Origin of the sequence: Mesorhizobium sp. M0898, from assembly GCF_040319695.1 — a bacterium.
In the GTDB taxonomy this organism is placed as follows: domain Bacteria; phylum Pseudomonadota; class Alphaproteobacteria; order Rhizobiales; family Rhizobiaceae; genus Mesorhizobium.
This window is the reverse complement of record NZ_JAMYOE010000007.1, coordinates 69,431-91,480: the sequence shown is the minus strand read 5'-3', so window position 1 is coordinate 91,480 and position 22,050 is coordinate 69,431. Positions and strand designations below refer to the sequence as shown.

The window sequence follows — 22,050 nt, the reverse complement described above, 5'->3', positions numbered from 1 at the left end:
GAAGCTGAATTTGAATTGGCCACGCCTTCGGCGGCCAATTTCCGCTGTAGCGAACAAATACCAAAAGTAGCCTGCTAGCATATTGCCAGTAAAGAGCAATGAGGCCGCCGTTTCGACGGTGGGGGAGGCTTTTGTGCATTTTCCTTTGGTCGTTATGTTGAAGAGGTACATCTTCAATCGAGCGATCATCGTCGCGGCGTTTCTTGTGCACGGCGAAGGAATTGACCCCGCTGCAGCCCAGCAAATCTGCGGCCCCGCGCTATCGCAGTGCGACCTGCAGACCGACCCCGCATGCCTTGAACGCACCTATGCGTGCGGTGAATACGATACCGTTATCCAGTCGCTCTTCGTCGAGCGGTTCGAACCGACGCCCGACCAGAAATACTTCGTCGGCGCCTCATTCTACGGCCGCCACATTCGCGAACGTGCCGCCGGCGTGCAGTGCGAGATGGTGAAGTTCGCGCGCGAATACCTGACCGACTATCTGTCCGGCGTCGAGACCGAGTTCACCACCAGCGGCTCCTTCGGCACGGTGCGACAGATGGATCAAATCTATCATGCCGCGCAGATGCTGACCGACCTCGGCAGCGTAACCGGTTGCCCGGAATCGGCACTCACACGCGCCGCCGTCGAGGACATCGCCCGCAGTGAGGCCGTACGCTATGCGCGCTCGGTGTTCCTGCAGCCGCCGCCGGAAGCCCGTTCCTCGTTCGAAACGCTGCAAGGCGCGCTGAGTGGCTTCGTCAGTCGGGCGTCAGACCTCGAAACGGGCATCGCGCTGCGCCGCGTCGAGATTAAGTCGGCCGACACGCACTTGAAGGCGATCCGCGCCATTTTCGCGGAGATCTTCGGACCGGTGAGCGGTGCGGGCGCGACGCTGGTCGCCAACACCTCAATCCTCGACGGGTTGGCAGCGAAGACGACGCAGATGCTGCGCTCCGTCGAAGTTTCGGAGGAAGAGTTCAAGCGGGCGCTCGGCAACGTAACGCCTGAGCAATACGCCAATCTTAATCGCAAGACCGTCGCTAGCGCTGAGGACTTTCTCAAAGTCTCCGCCTTCCACATCAATATGATCGGGGTGCTGCTCCCGACCGATCCGGCAAAGCCCTTCTGGCGACTGGATGCCGAGGTTCATGCCGACAACGCGGCACAGCGCGCATTCAATGATCTCACCAAGATTAAGGCGGACTGGAAGGCGCACGGCGCTGCGACCGGCATCTGCGCCCAGGCAGGCGCAGCCGACAGGGTGTGGTACTGCCGATGACAAGCTTCCGAGACATCGTGTTATTCGTCATCGTCAGTTGCGTGTTGGCCAGCGAAGCCGGCGGCGCATCGATTCTGGAGCGCGCTTACACATCGGAAAAACTTGACGGCTTCTGGAACGCCACGCTCTCGAACGCGACGCCCGAAACGACCCGGTTCAGCTTGCTCGCCCCCGGCCCCGTCGCCGTCGAACCGAGTCACGAGGCGACGCAGCCCGATTTCGGCCTGCCCTTCGCCGGCGAGGTGATCGGCGAGGCATCTGCCCCCTCGGGCGGCAGCCGCAGCGTCGGCTTTCCGGTCATCCCGCTTTCGGCCGACGACGCCTCGGTGCTGATGCGCCGCCTCGCCTGGGCGGAGATCTATCTCAGCCGCTACCGCTTCTTCGCCCCGGTCTCGACCGATAACGCTGAAGAACTCGCCGCCCTCGTCGGGCGACAATACGCAGCCGCGATCGAGGCTTACCTGATCACCGGGCGGCTTTACTTTTCCGGGGCCGACTTGCAGGAGAAATGCCGGCATCTGACGCGTATGAACGAGATCGATGCTGGACCTTTGTCGGGCGCAAGCGCGGATGCGCTGCCTGCTGCCTGGCGCCCGCTATTCCCGATCGTTGGGGCGGTGCGTGCACGGCTCGGCTCGGACGCGCTGGCAAAGCTGGTCTGTTCGGCCAAGCCAGTGCGTGGGCGGGCCGAGACGACCGGCCTCATCGAGACGCGGGTGCGCGAACAGATCGTCAAGGCGGTCAGGACGAAGGTCGACGACACGCTCAACCTGATGAACGCCGCTTCGACCCAATATCAGTCGCTGGTCAACGAGATGGACGTGACGATCAAGTCGGCCGAGGTGATGGAGTTGGAGCGAGTACTCGGCAACGCTCAGGCCAACATGGTGCTTGTCAAGGAGGACCAGCTGAAAGCAGCCGAGACGATCGCCACGCTGCGGGCCGTCGATCTCTCCAGCCTCAACCAGCCGGATTCGCTGAAGGAGTTCGAGGACGGTAAGGCAAGGATGGCACAGATCGTCGGACAAATCGAAGGGGTGATGACGGCTCTGTCCGGCCTCGCGCATGTCGTCGACGATCCGACGATCACGTCAGAGCTTTCTTCCTGCGCAGGACTGGCCGGCGCGTATTCGACGCTCGACCTCACGCTGGACACCGGCGCGCTGACTGCGAAGATCAATGGGCCCTACGAAGACTGCATCAATCATGCCCGGGCGGTGGTCGGGCGGTTCCAGAATCCTTCGCTTTCCAAGGCGCAGATGGCCGAACTTGCCCGGCACGTGCGCCAGATTTCCGAGGTTCTTCTGACGACGGGGCAGCCATGAGACGGTTTTTCCTGCTTTGCGGACTGGTTGCCGGCGTCGTCTTCGGCGCTGCGGGAATGGCGCGCGCGCAGGACTGCATGGCGCTCGACGTCGACGCGGCGGCCGGCCATGCCGGCGAGCTGACGACCCTGCTGAAGATCGCTAATTTCCGCGCCGACGTAAAATATATGGGTGAAGTCGCCACCGAACTCGAACAGTTCCTGACGACCTGCGGCGACGAGGCGACCGGACGGCTGGCGATCGTGTGCGATTTCGACTGCCATCTGCAACTCGGGCGCTACCGCCTGTTCCTCGCGGCCGACATGCCCTTCCTGTCGTCGGCGAGCGGTGTCAGCCGAAACGATACGCCGGTTTCGCCGCAGGCGGCGCAGGAATTCGGCCGGCAAGGCATCGAGATCGTCGACAGGGGTCTTCGCATTCTCGCGCGGCAACAAGGCAACGACCAGGGAGCCGCGGCGGGAGCGGATGCGAGTTACCGCAGCTTCGTGCGGCAGTTGACGGCGCTGTCCTCGCTGAAGATCCAGTTGCTTATGAACACCGGCGACGTCTGGTACCAGACCCTCTCGGAGGCGCGCGTCAAGGCGCTCGACTTCCTGGTCTACGATACGTTGGGCGCTGTCGGAGGCGCCGGCCTCGACAGCCAACCCAACCTCTCCAAGGCCTACACCAATTACGAGGCCGCAATGTGGGTGCTGGTCGAGACGCAGATGGATATTCCGGGCGAGTCCACCTACGACGACTTGCGCGCCGACCTGCTGCTGCAGCACAGCGACCTCGATGCCCGCATGGACAGCGTGCACAAGGGTTTCCTGTTCCTCAACATCGACCCCATGCAGTTCACCACGATCCCGTTCGAAGAACTGCAGCAGGCCCTGGCCGAAAGCGAACAGCGACTGACCGAGGTCGAGCGCAATGTCGAGGCGCTGGTTGAGCGGTGGTACGCGAACAAGGAAGGCCAAGCGACCCGCGCGATCGATGAGGAGCGGACGATCCGCAGCCAGGAAGTCAACCTGATCGCCCACAAAATCGGCAAGCTGGAGCACGAGGCGCAGACCTTCGCCACCACCGTCCAGCAAGAGATCAACGCGGTCGACGCCGAGAAGGACACGTTCGGCTATCGCCAGCAGATCAGGTCGCTGGAGATCGAGCTCGGCACCAAGATCGCCGAGTTCGAGAACCAGCGCCGTCAGATCAATGACAGGCAGGAACTCGATCTCATCGTCCTCTCCAAGGAGGCCGAAGTCGAGCGGCGCAACGAACTGCGCTGGCTGCTGAATTGGGAAATGACTCAGATGAACCTCGATCTGCAGATTTCCTCGCTCGAGAGCCAGATCACCGAATATGCCCGCCAGACCGAGCGCAACGCCAACCAGCTCGAACAGGCGGTTCGCCAGCGGCAGATCCTCCAAACCCAGATCACCAACAACCAGGGTGCGATCGCCCGCGCCAACGACGCAATCACCGAACTGCAACTGCGCCAGACCGATCTCTATCAGCGCCGCCGGGCCGTCGACCGCGAACAGCTTTGCGGCATCGAGAACCAGCTCGCCCTGATCGGAGAGGCGCCGGCCCATCCATTCACCCCGCTGCTTGCGGGCGAACAGCCGTGCCAGACAGTGACGCCGGCCTTCACGCGCAACCAGTATGTCGCCCAGATGTGCGGCCCTGATGGACAGTCGGGCCTCAGGGCTCAGCTCTTGGCCACACAGACCCAGGCCAGGGCTTTCCTGATGAAGTGCGTCATCGGTGACGCCGATTTCGCCGACGTCGAGCCGCTGATGTCCGACCAGCAGATGATCACGTCGAACGTCTCGCTGCCGCAGGAACTGGCGAACGTCAGTTGCGGCTCGTTCACACAGACGGAAACCGACTTCGCCAAGAAGCTCTATGAAGCCGAGCGTGACGCCTATGCCAAGAAAAAGGCGGACCTTGAGGAAGCCCGCGACCAGGTCGACGGCCAGTTGACCGAAGTGATCGCCTGGTTCGCTGCGTTCAACGGCACGACGCAGGCCGCGCAGATCACGCTCACCGCCATCCAGGCCGCCTACGCGATCTCCGCGGCGATACCCGAGGTCAACGTCTGCGCCTGCGGGCTCGCCAGCGGCGCGGCGACCAAGATCGACACCTCCAAGGTCGTCAAGGCGTCGCTCGAAGCGGCACAGTCGATCTTGTCGACGATCATCGCGACCGGGCGGGTGACGCAGGAGAACATCAACCAGATCAACGGCCTGCAGCAGAGGATCACGCAGCTGCGCCAAGCGAATGAGGAACTCGACCTCGACAAGGCGCTCAAGGCCCGGGCGCTGATCGACACGCATTTCCAACTCGCCGGCCGGCTGGCGCAAGGGGCCGAAGAGATCAAGGAGCTGACACTGCAGGGCTCGATGGCGGCGGTCGACTGCCAGAGCCAGGATCTCGGCATCGACGAGCAGGTGGCGCGGCTCACGTCCGACCATGAACGAATACTTGCCGGACTCGATCTTCAGGCGCGCGAAAACGACATGCTCAGTTTCCAGATCACCGATCAGCAGCGTACGATCGACCGGCTGACCAACGAGATCGCGATCCTCAATCTCGAACTCGACAAGCTGTCCTTGTCGGAAGCTCAGCTCAACGAGGACAATGCACGTGTTGCCGAACTGGTCGCGGCAACCAACGGCCGCATCGAGCGCGTCCGCGCTGCGCAGACAACCGTCACCGGCCTCGCCGAGAAATCAAATGCCTCGACCAACCTGATCAACGAACTACGCGACAGGCAGAGGGACAAGATGCTGGCGCTGAACGATGCCGAACTCGCCTTCGTCGAGCAGCGCATCACGCAGTCGCGCGGCAACACCGAGGAACTCGTCGCGGGCCTGAACCAGGCCAAGGATCTCGGTCTCAAGAGCCGCGCGCTCCAGGACAGCATCCTGAAGTTCCAGGGCAATATTCAGGCGGAGGTGACAAAGCAGCAAGAAGACATGACCAAGCTCGTTACCCAAATCGACGATCCGGCGACGGGCAAGAATCTGTTCATCGCGAGCCAGGACACCGTAGCCGACCTGATGAAGGGCATTCCCGAATATCTGGTGACCAAGCGGCGCGTGCTTGAGACCGCCAACCGGCTGATGCACCTGATGCGCCGCCGCTTTGAAGTGGTGCAGGCCTTCACCGGCGAGGCCGCGACTGTGCCCGAGGTCTATGTGCGCAACGCAACCCAGCTGCAGGCAATGATCGACGACATTGTCGCCAAGCGCTTTTTCGACGAGCGGCAGATCAATATCGATGTCGCCCAGATCGTAGTGCCCGCCAATTCCGGTTTCGCCCGCAAGCTGGCGCTCGACGAGAATGTCGAGTTCGAGGTTTCGCCCTTCGCATCGACCGACGGGCTGATGAAAGCGAACGGCTATTTCGCGCTATGGGCGCCCAACAAATTCCGCGAGCGCAAGAACCTAACCCTGATCGATGTCTTCGTCGGCACCGACTACCAGTGCACTGGCGCGCAGTGGAACCGCTTCGCCTTGCAACACCGCGGCAGCGGCTTCGTGTTCAAGCCGCTGACCAAGGGGTCGAACGAGGTCCGCGCCGACATTTCGGTCGGGCCGGAGCGGGTCGCCTTGCAGACCTTTTTCAACCAGGCCGACAGCGGCGACGAGATCAGCCGGATCATCCGCTACTGGGTTCAGGATCGCTACCAGGCGCGCAAGTTCCCGCGCGCACCCGGACCGTCGAACGACACAAGCCTGATCCTGCCCTATCTCGGCGCGCCGCTGATCGGCTCGTACCGGCTGTCGCTGCAGCCGAGCGACTGCCCCTTCGACGGCGCTGTGTTCACCCTCTATTTCATCTTCGCGAGCGCGCCATGAGAGCGATCATCGCCACAGGGGCGCTCGGTCTGGCGCTTGGCGCGACGGGAGCGGCCGCGCGCGACCTCTTCGTCGACAATCTTGCCGGCTATACGATCGAATCGCGTGTTCTCGACGCTCCAAACTGCGAGGGGCCGGCCATTCCGGACGGCACGCTGAAAACCTTCGAGCAAGGCCTCTGCGTCTTCCACCGCCCGGCCCGCAGTCCCGAAGACAGCCAACGCGCCGCCAATCTAATGCGGGAGGCGCAGACACGCGGACTGCCGCCCGTCCACCAGCAGCTTGCCGGGCTGATTTCAGGTCTGGCGACCTGCGCCGAGGCGACGCGTCACCTCGACGCCTACCGCGCTTCGGGCAACCAGAGCCGGATGGAGCAGACGCTGTTCTGCCGCGACCGGCGGCACAGCCAGGCTGACTTGAATGCTATCGAATGGAATCATGCGCTGTTCGAGTATGCCGACGGGCTCGCTTCGAACCGAACGCTCGATCAGAGACTGGCGGAGATGAGCTCTTGCCAGGCCGGGCCCTTGAGCGCCGATTTCGACGCCCAGTGCGGCCTGATCTCCAATCTGTCCGACACCGAGATCAATGCCTTCGCCGACGGAGCGGCCGGCAAGGTGATCGAAAACTACTTCGCCAGCGTCGAGAGCCCGATTACGGCGATGTTTTCCCGCAAGCTGAAGCGTGCCGAGGGTCTGGTGCAGAGTTCGCGCGCCGGCATCGACGGCATCAAGGCGGGCGCCGACGCGGTGAACAAGGAATACGCTGCGCTAAACCAGGTTTACGAGGCGGCGCGCGACACCAAGATGGGGCCGATCTACAACGCCTACCGCGAAGCGATCCTGAGGGCGACCTCGATTTTCGACGAGTTCGACCGCTGGAAAGGCGGCCTGTTCATAACGTCGGAAAACATCAACCTGATGCCGAAGATCACCGAACGGTCGGGCGAGATCGCGGGCGAGAAAACTCGCGTCGAAGGCCTAGCATTCGCAGCCAAGGCGAGCGGCCTGATCACCGAAATCAAGCGCATCATCAATGCCGACGCCGAGAACCGCGCCGCAGTCGCCGCGCTTTGCCGCATCTACTTCTGCGAACTGACCAACCGCCGGGCAATGGCCGACGTCATCCGCACCTGCCGTCGGCCGGCGCTCGCCAACAATCCGCTGTGCATCGGCCAGAACGGGCAGATGAGCAATGGAACTCTCAAGGTCGATTTCCAGGGGCCGCACTCGATCTCGGTCAAGGAGCTGTGCCAGTCGGCCGGCCTCGATCCGTTGATGACCGAAGTCAATATGGAGCCCACCCGTGCGGCAAGCTGCCTGAGCGAACTGAGATGAGACAGGCGGCCGCATTGCTCACCCTGTTTCTCGCCAGCACTTCGGTGGCCCCCGCCGAGCCGCAGCTTGACGCTTTCGTCACCGATCAGAACAAGGACGTCTATGTCGCGCTTTTCGACGGCAAGGCGGTGGAGCTTGCCGGCTGCGCCAGCGCCGGCCAGGCGAAGCGGCTCCTGCACCTGCCTGACACCGCTATCGTCTCGGAGGCAACGTTCGCCAAGCTTCAGACCGAAAACGGCTTCGGCGCGCAGCCGCGCTTGCCATGCCCCGGCACGGCCTTCGATATCGACTGGCCGGCGACGACCGCCATCTGGGCCGATGTCGAGGCATCGGGCAACTACTATCTCCCCGCCGTCTCGGGCCGCGGTTATTTCGCCGTCCCCGCCGCCTGCGCGGAGATCAAGGCAGCGCTCGCCATCCGCGAGCGGTTGCAACTCCCTGGCGTACTGCAGGGCTTCGTCGCGCCGCCCGATGTCGGGACACCCTTCGTGTTCGATTGCGGGCGCGCCGATCTTGGCGGCACATCGAATGTAGCGGTGGCGAGTGCGGCGCGCTGGAGTCTGCACCGGTTTGAAACCTTCCTCAGCGCCGAAAGCATTGGCGACACGATCTATGTCGTGCGCTACGCGCCGCCGGGCGAAGGTGCGCAGCCCTCCTACCTGCCGATTGTGCGCCTTGACGGCAAGGCGACGCGCGACATCATTGCCGATGCAGCCGGAGCGGAAGCGGCGGAGAAGAAGCTGCGATCATTCTTCGGCATCGCTGAGGCCGAGGCCGTAACCCTGCTCGGCGCCGACGCGGTGGCGGCGCTTCGTTCGGCGCCCTTCATCGACCTGTGTCTGTCGAATTGCGATGGCTATCAGCGCGAGCACTCGACCTTCGCGCAGCCGGGTATCGACCTCGGCCTGACGCCGCTGTCAGCCGGCCTGTCCATCACCTCGCTTGACTCCCTCGGCAATGCGCGGCTGGATTGGATCTTCGCGGAGGGGCGAAGCCTGTCATTTACGGGTTGCCCGCGTCTGACGTTGGCGCTCGGCCTCTCCGCCCCCGGCATTGGCGACTGGATGGGCGAGACGGATCGCGCGCTGACAGCCGCTCCGGCGCCGGGTACCGGGTTCGACTGTCGGGGTTCGGCCGGCGATACGTGCCTTCGCCGCATCAATGATGGCGGCACGCTGACGCTGGCGCAATTCTCTGCCGAGGGCGATTGCGCCGGGCGGGCGAATCTCAGGCTCGAACTGCCCGCATCGGTCCAGATGCCGCAGACGCTAATCCTGAAGGGATTGCCGTTCAAGACCGTGCACATGGCGCCGGCCCCCGGCGTTGCCCGCACGCGGCTCGTCGGCACCGCCAACCGAGTGCCTGCCGGCACGTCGTCATGCATCCTGTCAGCCACAGGCGTGATCATCGTCGCCGATGGATTGCCGCGGCTCGAACTCGAGCGGATCGATCTGGCGCGGGCAGCCGCTCAAACGACCGACGAGGTCGTCGCCGTGATCGCGCAGAATGGCGCGGTCGCGCTCGACGATGTGACTATCGGCACCGTGGCGGACGGACTGTCGCCGATCGCGCGGGGCGCGTCGCTGTGCCTGGCGGACCTTTATGCGCGCGGGCTCAGGGTCGAAGCAGACATGCTGGCGATCCAAGGCGTTCGGGCACGGCTGCTGATCTCGGCCCAAGCGCCTGCCCGCTCCAGCATTGTGCGCGCACGCTTCGGCGCGGTGCTCACCTCCGACAGCCTGATGCGGATGGCCTTCACCGACATCGCCGCCGCCAATCCGCTAGTTCTGCGCGGCGCGGTCGTGGCGGGTCGCTCGGACGGGCTCGCGCCCATGGCCGCTGGCCTTACGGTCGGCTCCGCCATCCAGCTCGAGCGCGGTTCGTCGGCGAATTTCACCACCTCGACGGTGTCCGGCTTCCGCTGCGCGGTCAGTTTCGCCGACAGCGCCTCCAGCGCCAGTTTCCTGCTGCCGGGCAACGACATTGCACACGACAATACCAGCCGGGCCTGCGGGCCAGGCCGCTTCAGCCTGGTCGAATAGAGCGGAAAGGAGAAACCAGATGACCCGCATAGCCCGATCGCTGCTCCTGCTGGCGCTGCTTGCGGTGATCGGCGCCGGTCGGGCCCGAGCCGAGGAACCGAAGCTCGTTCTGTTGGAGGACCCGACGCTGAACGCCACTCGCTTGCACTATCCCCTGCTCATCTCCGAAGGACGCGGCTACCGCATTCGCTGCAGTGTTCAGGCGGACGAGGAAGCAGTGATCCGCGGACTGGGCTTAGTAACCGTCCCGTCGCAAATGCTGAGCGCCGTCGACAATGCGGTCATCGCGGCCGACCCAGCCGCCAATCCGCTGTTGTGCCCATCCGACGAGCACTACCCGATCAAGGTCTTTGCGCATGATAGCGGCAGCGGGCTCGTCTACTACCTGCAGTTCCCGACCGATTTCGGGTCAACATCCTTTTCCGACCAACTCTACATTCCCGGCTGCGCGCCGTTGGTCGAAGGGTTAAAGCTCAACCTCAATCAGGCGATCGAGGCCGACCCCACCCCTTTCTTTGCCGGAAAGGTCCATACCATCGCATGCCTGGCGGGCCCGCCGCTTGTCGGACGGCCGACGACCTTTGCCAGTTGGTGCATCAAGAACGACCTTGATCCTGCCCAGCAGACGACGGTCGAGGAGCTGCTCGACCTGACACCCGGCGGTGCCTCCGCGTTGGGCAATCCGGCGGCGTGCGCAAGCGCGCAGGACTTTCTCGCGTCGAGCACGACGCTCGACCTTGCCGGGCGACGGCTGACAAATCTCGAGCCGCTGGCGACACTTACCCATCTGACGCGCCTGACCTTGTCCGGCAATGAAATAGCCGACACGCGCGATCTGGAAAAGCTGACCAAGCTTACCTTTCTCGATCTGTCGCGAAACAGGATCAGCAACATCAACGTGACTGGCGTGATGAAGGATTTGGCCGACGCCGACCTCAGTTCCAACCAGATCGCCGACCTGCGGCCGCTCGCCTCGGCGCGGGCGCTGACGCGACTGGTTCTGGCCAGCAACAAGATCGCCGACGTGTCGCCGTTGCGGTTTCTGCAAGAGCTCACGGCGCTCGACCTGTCGAAAAACCGCGTCACGGATGCGCGCGCCTTGATGGGCCTTACCGAACTCACCTCTCTTAACCTGCGCGCGAACCGTCTGGCCACGGTGCAGTCCGTCAGCGCCATCCTGCCATTCAAGCCTTCGCTGGACGGCAATCCGGTCTGCATCAGTCGACCGGAGCAATCGACCGCGGCCACCGGGAAAATTTTCGAAGCCTGCATCACGGCGATCAAGGAGGGAGACGTGGTGCTGGCAAACATGCAGACCGGCAAATGCCTGGCAGTTTCCGAGGGGCGCCTCGACAACAACGCGCCGGCCGTACAGTTCAACTGCGACGGCGACCAGTGGCGCCGCTGGAAGCTGGTCGAGACGAATGACGGTTTTCAGTTACAGAACGTGCGGACCGGAAAATGCCTGACGATTGCCGGCGGTGTCAGCACCGACAACAACATCCCGGCCCTTCAATTCGACTGCGACCGAGATCCGTCGCGGCGCTGGAAGCTGACCGCAACCGGCGACGGCTTCCAGGCTGAAAACATGCAGACGAGCAAATGCCTGACCATTGCCGGCGGGGTGAGCACCGATGACAACGTCCCTGCCCTCCAATTCAACTGCGACCGCGATCCGTCGCGGTTCTGGAGCATCCGGGCGGCCGACCCGGAAGTGTTGCTGGTGAACCGGCAAACCGAAAGGTGCCTTTCGGTCGCGGAAGGACGAACCGACAACAATGCACCGACGGTGCAATTCGACTGCGACGGCAGTCAATGGCAGCGCTGGAGGCTGGTCGAGACGGGCGATGGCTTCCAGGTGGCCAACGTCCGGACAAGCAAGTGCCTGACGATTGCCGGCGGAGTCAGTACCGAAGACAACATCCCGGCCTTGCAGTTCAACTGTGACAGCGATCCTTCGCGCCGTTGGAACCTTGTCGAGACGCGCGACGGAGTTCAGGCGGAAAACGTCCAGACAGGCAAGTGCCTGATCATTGCCGGCGGGGTTAGCAACTTGAACAACATCCCGGCCCTTCAGTTCACTTGCGATCGCGAGCCGTCGAGCTTTTGGACCATCAAGACCGCGGACGAGATGTAGCGCTGCCATTGGTTCGGGCTGATTGAGCCGCATCGATCAGCCTGAGCCTCGAAAGGAGAAACCAGATGAACCGCATCGGCCAATCGCTGCTCCTTGTTCTGGTCATGCTCGTGGCCGCCGCCGCCGGCCCGGCCCGCGCGGACGAGCCGAAGGTTGTGCTGTTCGAGGATCCGGCGCTGGAGGCGAACCGGCTGCATTATCCGTTGCTTATCTCCGACGGGCGCGGCTACCGCATCCGCTGCAAGGACCAGGCGGACGAGGAAGCAGTGATCCGCGGACTTGGCTTCGCGACGGTTCCCTCGGAGGTGTTGACCGCCGTCGACAGCGCGATCGTCGCCGCGGATCCGGCCGCCAATCCGCTGCTGTGCCCCTCGGGCGAGACATACCCAATAAAGGTGTTCGCGTACGATAATGGCAGCGGCCTCATCTACTACTTGCAATTTCCCTCAGACTTCGGCGCGACGACATTTTCCGACCGGCTCTACATTCCATCCTGCGCACCGCTGGTCACCGAGTTGAAGCTCAATCTCGACCAGGCGCTGAACGCCGACCCCACGCCGTTCTTCGCCGGCAAGATCCACACCATCACGTGCCTCTCGGGCGCGCCGCTGGTCAACAAGCCGACCACCTTCGCGAAATGGTGCATCAAGGGCGACCGCACGCCGGCTGAAACGGCGACCGTGATGGCGGTGCTCGATTCAACGCCCGGCGGAGTCTCCGCGCTCGGCAACCCGGCCGCCTGCGCCACCGCACAGACCTTCCTGGAATCGATCACGACGCTGAACCTGAGCGGCAAGGGCGTGCAATCACTCGAGCCGGTTGCGGTGCTGACGAACCTCACCAGCCTGTCGATCGCCGGCAACAACTCGATCGCCGAACTCGGGCCGCTGGCCAAGCTCAAGACACTGACCTTTCTTGATATTTCCGGCAATCACGTCAGCAACATCAACGCCCTGGCGCCACTGACCGCGCTGACGCGGGCCGACGTCTCCGACAACGACATCACCGACATCCGCGCGCTGTCGGCGCTCGCGTTGCTGACGAACCTCACACTCGACGACAACAAGATCGCCAGCCTTGAGCCGCTGCAATTCCTGCAGGCGCTCTCGATCCTGTCCATCGCCAACAATGGCCTCACGGGCGACATGCTCGATCCGCTCAGCGCGCTCGGCGGCCTGACCAGTCTCAACCTCGCCAACAACAAGATCGAGACCTTCGCCAATCTCGGCAGCTTCCCCTCGACGCTGGCCATCAATCTCAGCGGCAATCCAATCGTGGCGAATGGCGGGCAGAGCTTCGTTGACCTGTGCGTGCTGCACCGCGACGCGGCGACCCCGCTTGGGCAAACCATACGAGCCATGGTCGAACTGGAGGGTGGCGGGACGTGCTTGGTGGTGGGCAACAAGCTGCTGGCGACCACCGCACTCGATCTGTCGTCGAAGATCGTCAGCGACCTGCGTCCGCTCGCCACCTTACCGCAACTCACCTCGCTCAACCTGTCCAACAATGCCATCACGGACGTCTCGCCGCTTGCCGGCCTGACCAATCTCGGCACACTCAACCTGTCGAAGAATTCGATCGCCAATGTCAGACCGCTGGCAGCGCTGTCGGGCCTGATCAGTCTCGATCTTTCCGACAATCCCGTGCAGGCGAGCGACTTCCTGTCGGCATGCATGATGCGGAACCAGACCGACTTTCTAACGCCCGCGCAAACCGCGGAAGTGAACGCGCTGCTATCGATCTCGGGCAAGACTGTTTGCGGCAGAGCCTATGACGATCTCAGTTCGCGCCAGTTCGCCGATGCGAAGAACCGCGGGTTGACCAGCGTCTCGCTCTTCCCAGTGATGGGAAATCTGACCTCCATCGACCTGTCCGACAACCAATTGTCCGACGTCTCGGCGCTGTCGGCGGTACCGGGGCTGACGAAGCTTTGGATCCGCAACAACCAGATCCCCTCGATCCAGGGCATCCTCCAGCTGCGCCGCCTCGAACAACTGAACATCGACGGCAATCCCCTGTCGAACCTGATCGGCATCGGGATGCTCAACAAGCTGACAAAGCTCTATTTCTCGAACACACACGTACAATCCGTGACGCCGTTGGCGGACCTGCCGCTGCTCGAGGATGCCGGCATGCGCAATCTGCCGCTGCAATACGCCAGCTTCGCTGAATACTGCATCGTCTACCGGTTCGATTCTATTGCGCTCGGCGACGCCCGCGGCTTCATGGCGGCGCTCGACAGCCGCATGCAGGCCGACCACGTCGACAGCGCAGATTGCAGTGCAGCGCAGAACTGGGCGCAGTCACTGACCAGCCTGACTCTGAACAAGAAATCGATCATCGCCGTCAACCCCGTGGTCCATTTCCGGGCGCTGGGCGAACTTAACCTCTTCGACAATGTGATCACCGACGCGTCGCCGATCGCTTCGCTGACAGGACTTCAGAAACTGAACCTCGCCACCAACCGGCTATCCGCGATCCCGCGCTTCGGATCGAGCGGGCTCAAATACATCTACCTGAACGACAACCAGATCACCAATGTCGGCAATCTATCGAACATGCCGGCGTTGTCGGATATCGATCTGCGCAACAACCGGGTCTTCGATGCGCTGCCGCTCGGCTCGCTTCCGGCGCTGTCAGTCGTCGATCTGAGAGGCAATCGGATCGAGAACTTCGCTAGCGTCCATCCGGTGATCGGAAAGACCTATCTGGGCAACAATCCGATCTGCTCCTTCCCGCAGCCGCTCCTCCCTCAAGTCGCCGAAGCCTGCAACCGTGAGCCGTGGCGCATCTTCGATGGAAACATTCACCTGCACGACGCGATCGCCGTCCAGCCCTCGGTCATCTGTCCGCGCCCGAACTGCTTACAGCTCATCATCGTGGGTCCGCAAATTCATCAGTAGTGCCTGCATCCGGAGAGGTAGTCCCATGTTCACAAAGACCCTTACCGCCCTCGCAGCCCTGGCCGCTGGCGCCGCAGTACTCGGCTCACCGGCCCGCGCCGAAGACAAATCTGCGACGTCGATTGTGCAGTTGCCCGCTGCGGGCGGCACTGTCACGCAGGAGGAAGGCAGCTTCACGCTGAACAACAATACGGGATCGGCGAACTTCACCGTGCCGCTACCCACCCTGCCGACGCGCGGCCAGTTCGGGCCGCAACTGAGCCTCACCTACAGCCAGTTCGCGGGCGATACCGGCAACGGGCTCGGTATCGGCTGGCAGTTCAATACCCAGGCGATCGCCGTCAATGACGATCTCGGCACGGCCGTGCCCGGCACCAAGCCAGGCGGCGATTTCTTCTCCCGCCTGTCGTATATGGGCGCGCGACTTATCTTCCTCGGCAACCAGAACGGCGTCTGGGAGTACAAGCCCGAATATGCCGAGGATTTCGTCAAGATCCTCTACCACACTGGCGCGTTCGACGTCCTTTCGCTCGACCTGACGGGCGGCCTACACACCGACACCATCTCCTCCGGTTTCGAGGTGATCAACGCCAACGGAACACGGCTGATCTTCAGCGGCGATTCCTCCGTGGCGGAGGGCAATTTCGATGTAGCCGCGCCCTACGTCACGAAATGGCCGCTGGTGCTGCAGCTCAATGCCAACCGCGAAGCCATCCGCTACGAGTACCAGCGTTTCGGTGGACGCAGCTACCTGACAAAGGCCAGCTTCGCCGGCGGTCAGAGCAGCTATCAGTTCGAGCTGATCGAGACGCAATCGACGCTCGTAAGCCACACCAATGGCAGCAAACAGGAGAACGCCCGGCTCTACGGCAAGGTGACGGCCAAGTTCAAAGACACCGTCTACGCCCAATGGTGCATGGGATATGTCGGCCGTGATACCAGTGACACGTCGAAGTTCGTCGTCCGGGCGCATCCGGACTGCCTGGCGAAGGCTCAGGCCGACCTCACGCCGCTCATCGACGCGCAGTCGGTCAATGTGCTCGACCAGCTTCGCGTGCTCTACCGGTATGGTGACACCGGCGGCGAGGCGCTGGCGCAATCGACGCTGAAGTTCCCGGACATCCATTTCGGCTATTCATCGTGGACAAGCGCCGAACTGGCGTCGCGCCCCGTGGTGTTCGAAGCGCCGAAAATGGCGTTCGCCGGCGACATCCCGCCGCAGAATTTCGAATTGGCCGACCTCAACATGGATGCACTGGTCGACATCGTGCAGACCAAGGATGACGGCGCGACAGTGCATCTCGGAAGCGGCGACCTGAACAGCGCCTTTGGCGACACCAGCCAACTCGTGCTGTCGCGTCCGACCGAGGCTGGACTAATGCGCCAGATCGCCCCCCGGCTCACCGACAATCGCTTCGCTTTTGCCGATATCCTTGGCGACAGCTTCGTCGATATCGTCGAAATCGAAGACGGGCTGATGCACGTCTATGATGGCAAGGCCGACGGGACCTTCCCTTATCTCGGCCGCTCGATCCCGCTGCCCGGCGTCTCGCCGACGACATTCGCGGGCGGCAACGGCCGCTTCGCCGACGTTAATATGGACAGCCTGTCCGACATCATCACGACGCGCCTCAATGCTGATGGCCGCACGGAATGGCGGATATTTCTCAATCTCACCCGGCGCCAGGCCGACGGGGGTTACAGCGTCAATTTCGGAGCGCTTACCAAAGCGTTCCCATTCAACAGTCAGGACGGCCAGATACTCGGCCGCAACAATGTGCGGATGGTTGACATCAATGGCGACCGGCTGCCCGATCTCGTCGTCATCCGTCCGGCTGATCAGGGCTTCTGCCTCTATGAGAACCAGGGCAACATGTTCTCGAAGGACCCGAATGCGCTGCTGTTTGGCGACGTCGCGATCAACGATCCGGTCTGCGGTCACGGCAGCTTCTCGAAGATTGGCGGCATGCAGCCCGGCGATAATCTCGCCACAATGTGGTACATCGACGCCAACGGCGACGGCATCATCGATTTCGCGTCGATGGGCGAGCGCACCGACCAGATGCGCGTCTGGCTCGGCTTCGGCGACGGGACCTACCTGAAGGATCCGCTCAGCATCGCGCTCAATCTGCGGGTTCAACTTGGCGCGTCGACGCAGACCTTCGCTTCGCGCGTCGCAGACATCGACGGCGACGGCCAGAGCGAAATCATCGTGTTCCAGAAGCCGTCCGGCGACGAGGTGAAGCCCGTCGTCGTGATTGACTTCAATCGCACCGACACGGTGCAGTTGGTCAAGGCCAACCTGCTCACGGTCGTCGACTTCGATTCCGGCCGCCGGCACGACATTCGCTATGCGACTTCGATCGACGAGATGCTGCGCGACCGCGCCAACGGCCAGCCGACGCGCAACCTGCATTTTCCCGTTGTCGTTGCCAAGCAACTCGTCACGTCGCAGGGCATACCCGGCCAGGTTCGCGCCCAAGTGCAGACGGACGAATATTTCTACCACAATCCATTTTACGATGTGATCAATCGCCGTTTTATCGGCTTCTCGGACGTCGAGAGGATCGCGTACGGCGACGAGAACGCGGCCGGCCAGCGGGTCACGCAGCGCTCAAGCCTCGATCGCGAACAGTATTACACCTTCGCGGAAACGGCGGCTGACCTGAACCTCGCCGGCAAACTGAAGATCCGCAAGACCTATGAAGTGAAGCCCGAGGCGACGCTCGTCGCGAGCGCGGAGACGACCGAGACGCTCGATCCGTCGGCGGCGGCGCTGCACTCGCTGTCGACCGCCACGCGCACCCAGAAGCTGCCGACGACCGGGATGATGTTGAAGTGCGAGTCGTCGGTGTGGGAGACGTTTTCGCGTGGCGACGGCTCGTCCTATCTCAGAAAGGTCAAGGAGACGCTGACCGGTTCCGCCGGCGACGCCGAACAGCAGGACCCGGCCGATCCCGAATGTAAGGACCCGGTGAAGGTCCAGACGTATGCCGATTTCGACGAATTCAATATGCCCGCCTCGGAAACTGTGCAGGTTCGCGATATCCCGGGACCCGCGGATTTGACCATTCAGGGCTTTAGCCGCACCACCCAGACCGGGTATGCGCAGTCGCGTGCCGATCTCGCCGCGCTCGGCATTGTCAACGCCGCATCCGAGCGCCGTATCCTAACCGGAACGCGACTGCTCAGCCGTGAAAGCTTCACCTATCTAGCCGACGCGGGCGGTCGCATGGGCACCCGGACACTCGAAGTCTTTTCCGGCCTCAGCAACTTGCCGGCGTCGCTCGAGCAGTTCCGCAACGCCACCCGCACCCTCACCAAGAGAATGGGCTATGACGTCTTCGGCAACACCACCGCGCTGTCGGACGACCTTGGGCAGACAGAGGCCGTTCTCTACGAAGAGACCGGCACCTTGCCGATGAGCCACACCAAGATGGCGGGTGGTGCGCCTGAGCTCAACCAGATCACGTCAATGACCTACGACGGGCCACGGGCCGGAGCTGTGCGAACGATGACGACTCCCCTCGGCATGGTCGTCACCAACGACTATGACGCGCTCGGCCGTAGGATCCATGAGGTGGCAGCCGACGGTGCGGAGAAATTCTACAGCTACAAGATCGGCGAGAGCGGCCTGCCCTCACTGATCTTGACATCGAAGCGCCGTTACGCAAGCGCTGCCCAAACTCCGGAAAGCGAGAGCGAATTCATTGCCGAGCTCGCCGCCTACAACGCCCGCGGCAACCAGATCGCCGACCTGGAAAGCGTTGCCGAGGGGGGCGTGCGGGTCCGCAACTTCGCGCTCTACAATCGCAACGAGAAACTGGTCTTCCGCTGGACCCCATTCGTCGTCAGGAGCTTCGGCGGTATCGACGATCTGAACCTGCAGAAGGTCTTCGAGCTGGGCGACGTTCCGCGTCCGGATCACGAAATCGGCAACACATATACCTACGACGCAACGGGCCGCATGGTGCGTGAGTCTTACCCGTCGGGCAAGGTTTCCGAGATGACCTTCGGGCCTTGGGGCACGCACACAATAACGACCTATGCCGATCAGTTCGACGGTACGGTGCGGAGCGAGGAATATTCGCTCAGCAACGAGAACGGGGTGACCGGCTTCATCGCCGCCAATGGCGACGGCGTGATGCAAATTTCCCGCTTCGTGCGCGATTCCTTCGGCTATTTGAGCGAGATTTGGCTGCCGGGCGAAACTGCGCCTCGACGGTTGATCTACAATTCGGTCGGCGACATCGAATTCCAGTCGATCCCCGGAATGGGCGACCGGTACGCCTTCTACGACGCGCGCGGGCGGCAATCAGCGATCGCGCGCGTCGGCGTGAACGGCGAAGCTTCCGTGCAGACGTCCACCTACGACTTCCTTAACCGCAAGCTCACAGAGGTTGACGACGGTGTCCTCCATCTCGAATACCGCTACGACCGGGGCGTCGAGATAGCCTCTGCGGCCGGGTTCGAAGTGCCGATCGCGTTGCCGCTCGATAAAATAACCGAGGTCATCATCCACGATCCCAACGGCCTGTTCGATGCGGCCGAACGCTACGCCTACAACGCGAACGGCCGCATGACCGCCAACGAGGTGGAGATCAACCACGCAAAGTATGCCGATCGCTTCCATCACACGCTTGATGGCCGGATCGATTCATCGATCGGCCCACGCGGCCTGACGTCGAAATTCGCGCTTGGACCGGACAAGAATCTCCGCTCCGTGACGGTATCCCATCCGGACTTCGCCGCCCCGCAGAAAGTGATCGAGAACATCACGTACAATCCGGAAGGACGGGTCGAGCGCGTCAACTACCGGCTCGGCGCCTTCACGCAGATGACCTACGATCCGACGACGCTGTTCCTGACGCATATCGTCTCGCAAGCGGGAGGCGTTCCGCTGCAGGACTTGACCATGGCTTTCAACTCGAACGGCTCCATCACACAGATCGTCGATGCGCTGGGCAGTGGCGCCGGCGGCGCGACCCATGTCGACCGTTCCGGCACCTTTCACTATGACTTCAAGAACGAGCTCGTGAGTATCGATCGCTATGGCAAGCATGCCGAATTCGGCTATTCGCCTGCCGGCACCTTCGCCCGCAATGACGAGCTCGATCCCGGAGCACGGATTGTCCCGGCGGCAGCCAGCGCGACCGGCCTCATTCCGACCGGCAGCGCGTCCAAGCCATATGGTTTCGATGGCTTCGGCCAGCTGGCGACGTCGCCGAACCTTACCGGCACTGTCTTTGACATCAACGGCCGGCTCATCCGAGCGCAAACCGCGACCAACGACGTCTTCTACGGCTACGACCAGACCGGTCGACGCCTATACAAGAAGATTGTCGCTCCGGACGGATCGAAGCCAGACCAGCTTTATCTCTATCCAGTGGAGACATTCGAGGTCGGCCCAAAGGGCGAAGAGAGCTATGTCAACATTGCCTCGACCAAGTTGGTGCGGCTCGAGCACGGCACCGGTAAATGGTTCTATTACCTCAAGGATCATATCGAGAGCAGCGACTATGTGATCGCCTCGGGCGGCGCCCCGGTCGAGCAAATGCTCTATCGGGCATACGGAACCGAGCACAAGCCAGAAGTACTGGCTCCTGCCTGGGCCGATCACTTGACAGACATTTCGGGCGAGTTGCCGCGCGAAAAAACCCACCATCGGTTCACCGGCAAATATCTCGACGACGATACCGGGCTCTACTACTTCGGTGCCCGCTACTACGATCCGGCCCTTGGCCGCTTCGTGTCACCCGACCCGCTGTATGTCGGCGATCCTGAGCGCTGCACCGGCAACCCCACATCATGCAATCTCTTCGCCTATGCCAACAATAATCCGATGGCCTATATCGACCCGACAGGTCTCAAGGAGATCGTGGCCGGCGATGCCGCCTATCGGCGGCAAGTTGAGGAGGATATCCAACGCACAGACCCGACTGCCCGAGTCGACAGCAAGACTGGCGAAGTTTCGCAAAGCTGGCTCCACGGGGCCTGGCTCGACGTCAAGGACTTCTTCGTACCCGGTACCGGGATGGATACAGGGCGCGAACTCACCAAGAGGATTGTCGACAGCCCAGAAACGGTGACGATCCAGAACGTGGCCGGCCGCACCGGAACCGATCTCGCCGATCATACGAAGGATCCGACGACGACACCGGGAGGGGCGGTCATCTCTTACGATCCGGCGGCAGCCCGTATCCGCACGTCGAGCGAGTTCGACAAATCGACCGGCACTGTCGCGACAAACCCGGCCGATCCTGGCATCGTGCTCGCCCATGAGCAGATCCACGCCTCCCACATCCAGGCGGGACAGATTTCCGGCATGGGTCCAGCCACCTACAACGGGCTTGATGGAAAGCCACATACCTCCATGGACGAGGAAGCGCGGACCGTCGGTGTCGGCGGAACGCCGCGGCCTGACGACATAACGGAGAACCAATTGCGCGACATGCTCGGTATCAAGCCGCGCAACCACTACAACTGATTCGCGGCAACGCAGAAGGACGGAGGCATGACATGCGTAACTTCCCTCTCTCTACGGCAGCGCTGGCCGGGCTGGCGATGCTCATCACTGCGGCGGCCCTCGCTCAATCCATGAACCCGCAGATGAAGGAGCCGCAAGCGATGCCACTCGATTTCCTGACCTGGATCGATCGTGACGCAGACTGGCTGCAGAAGCAAATTGCCGCACTTGGCGGGTCGGGAAAGCTCACCATCGATGGCGGCATTCTGGAGACGACCGACCTTGATACGTTGAAGGCAGCCAATCGCATTCGTGCCTTTGCCTACCTCGCGACCAAGGGGCTGAGGCCTCCCTATTTCGATCTGACGATCGCTGCGGGTGACGCGACGAAGCGGTGCGTCACGCAATTCCCCCGCAGCATTGCTCCAGGCATCGGTCCCATGGATTTCGCAAGCAAGAGTTTCCCGGCGGACGCTGCCGACCAAACCGAACTGAAATCCTGCACGGTCGCAGGTCAGGGTAAAGACTATGCCGGGCTTGACCGGGCGACCTTTCGAGATCGCTACTTCGATGCATCAGGCACATTGAAGCCGGAATTTCGCAACCTCGGCGACGATCCCGCTTTCAGAGCCAAGGCGATCGACGAGGGCTTCTTCCTGGCGACGGAGGATTATAGCGGGCTGTTGCAGCTGGACCTGCGGTAGGCCAGCCGCGAGGTAGCAAGCAACACC

9 protein-coding genes are annotated in these 22,050 nt (G+C 62.5%); all 9 read left to right on the top strand.

The genetic code is table 11. The annotated features are described in order from the left end of the window. Positions 1 to 133 precede the first annotated feature (133 nt). Positions 134 to 1,264, top strand: a complete 1,131-nt coding sequence (locus NKH90_RS11210; protein ID WP_352819381.1) for a hypothetical protein — start codon at positions 134 to 136, stop codon at positions 1,262 to 1,264. Beyond that, positions 1,261 to 2,589, top strand: a complete 1,329-nt coding sequence (locus NKH90_RS11205; protein ID WP_352819379.1) for a hypothetical protein — start codon at positions 1,261 to 1,263, stop codon at positions 2,587 to 2,589. The genes NKH90_RS11210 and NKH90_RS11205 overlap by 4 nt, the downstream gene beginning before the upstream one ends. Beyond that, positions 2,586 to 6,434 carry a hypothetical protein gene (locus NKH90_RS11200; RefSeq protein WP_352819377.1) on the top strand — a complete coding sequence of 1,283 codons (3,849 nt, stop codon included), beginning with the start codon at positions 2,586 to 2,588 and terminating at the stop codon, positions 6,432 to 6,434. The genes NKH90_RS11205 and NKH90_RS11200 overlap by 4 nt, the downstream gene beginning before the upstream one ends. After that, entirely contained in the window at positions 6,431 to 7,771 is a 1,341-nt protein-coding gene (locus NKH90_RS11195) for a hypothetical protein (protein WP_352819375.1), read from the top strand. Before NKH90_RS11200 ends, NKH90_RS11195 begins: the two co-directional genes overlap by 4 nt. Continuing rightward, positions 7,768 to 9,813 carry a hypothetical protein gene (locus NKH90_RS11190; protein ID WP_352819373.1) on the top strand — a complete coding sequence of 682 codons (2,046 nt, stop codon included), beginning with the start codon at positions 7,768 to 7,770 and terminating at the stop codon, positions 9,811 to 9,813. Before NKH90_RS11195 ends, NKH90_RS11190 begins: the two co-directional genes overlap by 4 nt. A 19-nt stretch (positions 9,814 to 9,832) precedes the next feature. Further along, a complete protein-coding gene (locus tag NKH90_RS11185) occupies positions 9,833 to 11,950 on the top strand; it encodes an RICIN domain-containing protein (protein WP_352819371.1) in 2,118 nt (705 codons plus the stop codon). Positions 11,951 to 12,015: 65 nt separating this feature from the next. After that, the gene (locus NKH90_RS11180; protein WP_352819369.1) at positions 12,016 to 14,853 is read left to right on the top strand and encodes a leucine-rich repeat domain-containing protein; all 2,838 of its coding nucleotides are present in this window, start codon (positions 12,016 to 12,018) and stop codon (positions 14,851 to 14,853) included. A 25-nt stretch (positions 14,854 to 14,878) separates the two neighbouring features. Continuing rightward, positions 14,879 to 21,340, top strand: a complete 6,462-nt coding sequence (locus tag NKH90_RS11175; RefSeq protein WP_352819367.1) for an RHS repeat-associated core domain-containing protein — start codon at positions 14,879 to 14,881, stop codon at positions 21,338 to 21,340. Positions 21,341 to 21,372: 32 nt separating this feature from the next. After that, positions 21,373 to 22,023, top strand: coding sequence for a hypothetical protein (locus tag NKH90_RS11170; RefSeq protein WP_352819366.1), 651 nt, complete (start codon positions 21,373 to 21,375; stop codon positions 22,021 to 22,023). The last annotated feature ends 27 nt before the right edge of the window (positions 22,024 to 22,050 follow it).